This window comes from Methanomethylovorans sp. (assembly GCF_050177135.1).
Classification (GTDB): Archaea; Halobacteriota; Methanosarcinia; order Methanosarcinales; family Methanosarcinaceae; genus Methanomethylovorans.
This window is the reverse complement of record NZ_JBFXHJ010000037.1, coordinates 1-4,029: the sequence shown is the minus strand read 5'-3', so window position 1 is coordinate 4,029 and position 4,029 is coordinate 1. Positions and strand designations below refer to the sequence as shown.

General features: G+C 42.5%; 4 protein-coding genes. 2 read left to right on the top strand and 2 right to left on the bottom strand.

The annotated features are described in order from the left end of the window. Nucleotides 1-404: 404 nt before the first annotated feature. Nucleotides 405-536 (bottom strand): hypothetical protein, encoded by a 132-nt coding sequence (locus AB7U21_RS04710; RefSeq protein WP_428387378.1) that lies wholly within the window; start codon nucleotides 534-536, stop codon nucleotides 405-407. Between the two features lie 119 nt (nucleotides 537-655). Here AB7U21_RS04710 and wecB point away from each other — a divergent pair, with 119 nt between their 5' ends. Together wecB and AB7U21_RS04700 are read left to right on the top strand one after the other, a co-directional pair. Then, nucleotides 656-1,741 (top strand): non-hydrolyzing UDP-N-acetylglucosamine 2-epimerase, encoded by a 1,086-nt coding sequence (wecB, locus tag AB7U21_RS04705; RefSeq protein WP_428387376.1) that lies wholly within the window; start codon nucleotides 656-658, stop codon nucleotides 1,739-1,741. A gap of 1 nt (nucleotide 1,742) precedes the next feature. Continuing rightward, complete coding sequence (locus AB7U21_RS04700) at nucleotides 1,743-2,954, top strand: nucleotide sugar dehydrogenase (RefSeq protein ID WP_428387374.1); 1,212 nt, start codon at nucleotides 1,743-1,745, stop codon at nucleotides 2,952-2,954. Between the two features lie 149 nt (nucleotides 2,955-3,103). Here AB7U21_RS04700 and AB7U21_RS04695 read toward each other — a convergent pair. Next, on the bottom strand, nucleotides 3,104-4,029 hold a 926-nt coding region (locus AB7U21_RS04695), incomplete at its 5' end, for a polysaccharide biosynthesis C-terminal domain-containing protein (RefSeq protein WP_428387372.1).

Genomic DNA, 4,029 nt, shown 5'->3' with positions numbered 1-4,029 from the left:
AGAGCACACAGAGAGTACCCTGCAAGAACTCTCTCCGTGTCCTCTGTGATCTCTATAGTTTATTAATATCGTAAAATAACTTAGATCTCAATACCTATTTTACCACAAAGAGCACACAGAGAGTACCCTGCAAGAACTCTCTCCGTGTCCTCTGTGACCTCTGTGGTTTATTAATATCGTAAAATAACTTAAATCTCAATACCTATTTTACCACAAAGAGCACACAGAGAGTACCCTGCAAGAACTCTCTCCGTGTCCTCTGTGATCTCTATAGTTTATTAATATCGTAAAATACCTTAGAGCTCAATACCTATTTTACCACAAAGAGCACACAGAGAGTACCCTGCAAGAACTCTCTCCGTGTCCTCTGTGATCTCTATAGTTTATTAATATCGTGAAATACCTTAGAGCTCAATAACGATCTTACAACAGAGCACACAGAACCTGAGCAGGACATACCCCCACAGCCTCCTGCCCTGCACGGCCATACCCATTCCCCGCAGGGTCATTTCAAAACCCTTAAATATGTCCGTCATATTATGAAGCTTTAACAAAAATATCTGAAGCTCCTAAAGTGGTGGATGGAACCGGAGCTGATAAGAACGCAGATCATGTGGATGGTACGAACTATGACAAATATTGAAGAGGCCTTGTTTTGAAGATAGCTATTATCCTGGGCACCCGCCCGGAAATAATCAAGATGAGCCCTGTGATCCGGGAATGTGAAAGACGCGGTCTTGAATACTATATTCTCCACACCGGCCAGCATTACAGCTACGAGATGGACAGGATCTTCTTCGAGCAGCTGCAGCTGCCTGCAGCCAAGTACAACCTGGACGTGGGCTCCGGACTGCACGGCGCACAGACCGGGAAGATGCTCGCTGGCATAGAACAGATCCTGCTGGAAGACACGCCGGATGTGGTGCTGGTGCAGGGTGATACCAACACCGTGCTTGCAGGAGCCCTGGCGGCTGCCAAGCTGCACATCAGGGTAGGCCATGTGGAAGCAGGCCTGCGCAGTTTTGACAGGACCATGCCTGAAGAGATCAACCGCATCATGGCCGACCATATTTCCGACTACCTTTTTGCACCCACCGAAACCTCAAAGCTCAACCTGCTTGCCGAAGGCATCCCGCAGGAAAAGATCTTTGTCACAGGCAACACCGTTGTGGATGCCGTGTACCAGAACCTGGAGATCTCCCGGCAGAAGGTCGATGCCCTGAAGGACATGAACCTTAAGGAAAAAGGCTATTTCCTCACCACGGTCCACAGGGCTGAGAACACGGACAGCAGGGAGCGTTTATCTGCCATACTCGATGGTTTCAGGCAGGTTTACGAGGAATTCCGTCTGCCCATCATCTTCCCTGCCCATCCCCGCACCGTGAAGATGATGCACGAGTTCGGACTGCAGGTGCCTGAAGGAGTGCGTATCACAGAACCCGCAGGGTATCTGGAATTCCTGCAGCTTGAAAACGGTGCCCGCCTTATCCTCACCGACAGCGGCGGCCTCCAGGAAGAGGCCTGCATTTTAGGTGTGCCCTGTGTAACACTAAGGGACAATACGGAAAGGCCGGAGACTGTGGATGTGGGGGCTAATATGATCGCTGGCAGGGATATTGCTGCTTGCACAAGGCGGATGATGCAGGCGGGCAATGGCTGGAAGAATCCCTATGGGGATGGGGATGCGGGTAAAATAATGATCAATGAACTGATCGCGAATTTATTGGTTGTCTGGTGTTAAGATGACAAAAATGTGTGTTCTTGGATTGGGGTATATCGGACTTCCCACTGCCCTCCTGTTTGCTAACAATGGCATTGATGTAGTGGGTGTTGATGTCAGCGAGCGGGTCGTTGCAACTCTACAGCAGGGTAAAATGCACTTTGAGGAAAAGGGCTTCCAGGAGCTGCTGGACAGTGCCATGCAGAAAGATGCTTTCCGTGCTTCCACACAGGTTGAGGATGCCGATGTGTTCCTTGTGGCCGTACCCACACCTTTTGATGCAGAATTCCGCATGGCAGACCTGAAATACGTCATCTCTGCCTGTGAAATGATCGTTCCACATCTGAAACAGGGCAATCTAGTTATCATCGAATCCACTATCCCACCCAAGACCTGTGAGAAAAGGGTACGGATGATCCTTGAAAGGTCCGGCCTGAAAGCATCTCGGGACTTCTACATCTCCCACTGCCCGGAGCGTGCGATTCCCGGAAATACTCTGCATGAAATGGTACACAACGACAGGGTCATCGGTGGACTTGATAAAAAAGCAACCGAACTTACCAGAGACTTATATTCCTGCTTTGTCAAAGGCAACCTGTACCTTACCACCAGCACCACTGCAGAAATGATCAAGCTCATGGAGAACACCTACCGTGATGTGAACATCGCCCTTGCCAATGAGTTGTCAATGCTGGCTGAAGATTATGGAATAAACATCTGGGAAGCCATCGAGATAGCAAATAAGCACCCCAGGGTCAATATCCACAAACCCGGTCCCGGTGTAGGAGGCCACTGCATAGCCATAGACCCCTGGTTCCTCACGGAGAACGCAAACAACAGCAGTTTGATCACATTAGCTCGTAATATTAATGATTCTATGCCCATCCATGTGCTGAAGAAGGTTAAGGAGATGGTCAATGGAATCGAGAATCCTGTAATTACTGTTTTTGGTGTGGCCTATAAGGGAGACATTGCTGACACGAGAGCAACGCCTGCATTGAAGTTCATCAAACTGGCTGAAAAAGAAGGATTTACTGTTAAGATATATGATCCGTTTGTTAAGGAGTTCGAGTATCCGATATTAAGTCTGGAGGAGGCTGTGGATGGGAGCGATTGCATTGTGGTGCTGACGGATCACTCGGTATTCAGGGAGATTCATTTGAAGAAGTTTACGGTAAAGATGAGGAGTAGGAATTTTATAGATACAAGGAACATTCTTAATAGTGCGAAATAATCATACCTAAATGCACACAGAAAAACAACACTATAAGTCAAATTATGATAGTTATTAGCAGTTTCTTTGAAACTTATGGTCTAATATCAACATTTATAGAATATGATTTCAGCATTCATAAGTTTCAAATCATGAGTTTTTAACTATTATCATCTAGAAAATATTTTTGATAAGCTCAAGCGTTCTTTTTCATCAAGTAAAACTTTCCAGATAAAATATAGTACAAATAATTCTATTACAACACCTGATATGTAAATAGGAACAAACATTAGTAAAACTTCATTGAACAAAAAAGAACTAATAAAAATTAAAATGGCTTTAAAGTACCATAAGATTTCTAAGTTTATACCGATAAATTTCTTCATATAATAAAGCATTACGAAAACATAAACCAATAAAGAAGTTGAAGTTGCTATTGCTGCACCGATTGTACCATATAACGGTATAAGTATTGCATTTATTAATATATTAATTATGGCAGAATATGTTGGGATTTTTGCAAAAAGAGTGACTTTCCCAATACTAGCAAACAAGGAATTTATGGATTTAATTATGCTGAATATTATAGTTCCAATTATTAGAATATAATATGGGGAAACCGATTGAATAAACGAATCACCATATATAAATGTAATCAGTAGTTTTCCATATATTAACATAGGTATTCCGATTATTAGTGAAATACATGCTGTATAACTCATTGTTTTTAGCACAATTTTTTTTATATCTTCTTCTTTATTCTGCCCATAATAATCTGAAATCATAGGGTAGGTTATTTTTTGAATTGAATCAGGTACAAGCCACAAAAGCTTTGAAAAAAAAACAGCAATACTATAAAATCCAACATCTGATTTTGTTAAAAAATATCCTATCATAATGGTGTCTGCCTCAAAATTTATTAAATTAATAGAATTTGCAATAACAGTATGAATTCCAAATGAAAACAATAATTTGGAATGGACTATAATGTCATAAAAAGATGATTTCACAAAAAATTTGCTAGTTACTTTAAATAAGTAACAAAAATACAAAAAAGATGAAAGGACCACTACAAAAATAACACCAGAAATTCCAT

Coding starts and splice junctions, on each gene's coding strand:
- AB7U21_RS04710 (WP_428387378.1), bottom strand. CDS start 536: ATGACGGACATATTTAAGGGTTTTGAAATGACCCTGCGGGGAATGGGT.
- AB7U21_RS04700 (WP_428387374.1), top strand. CDS start 1,743: ATGACAAAAATGTGTGTTCTTGGATTGGGGTATATCGGACTTCCCACT.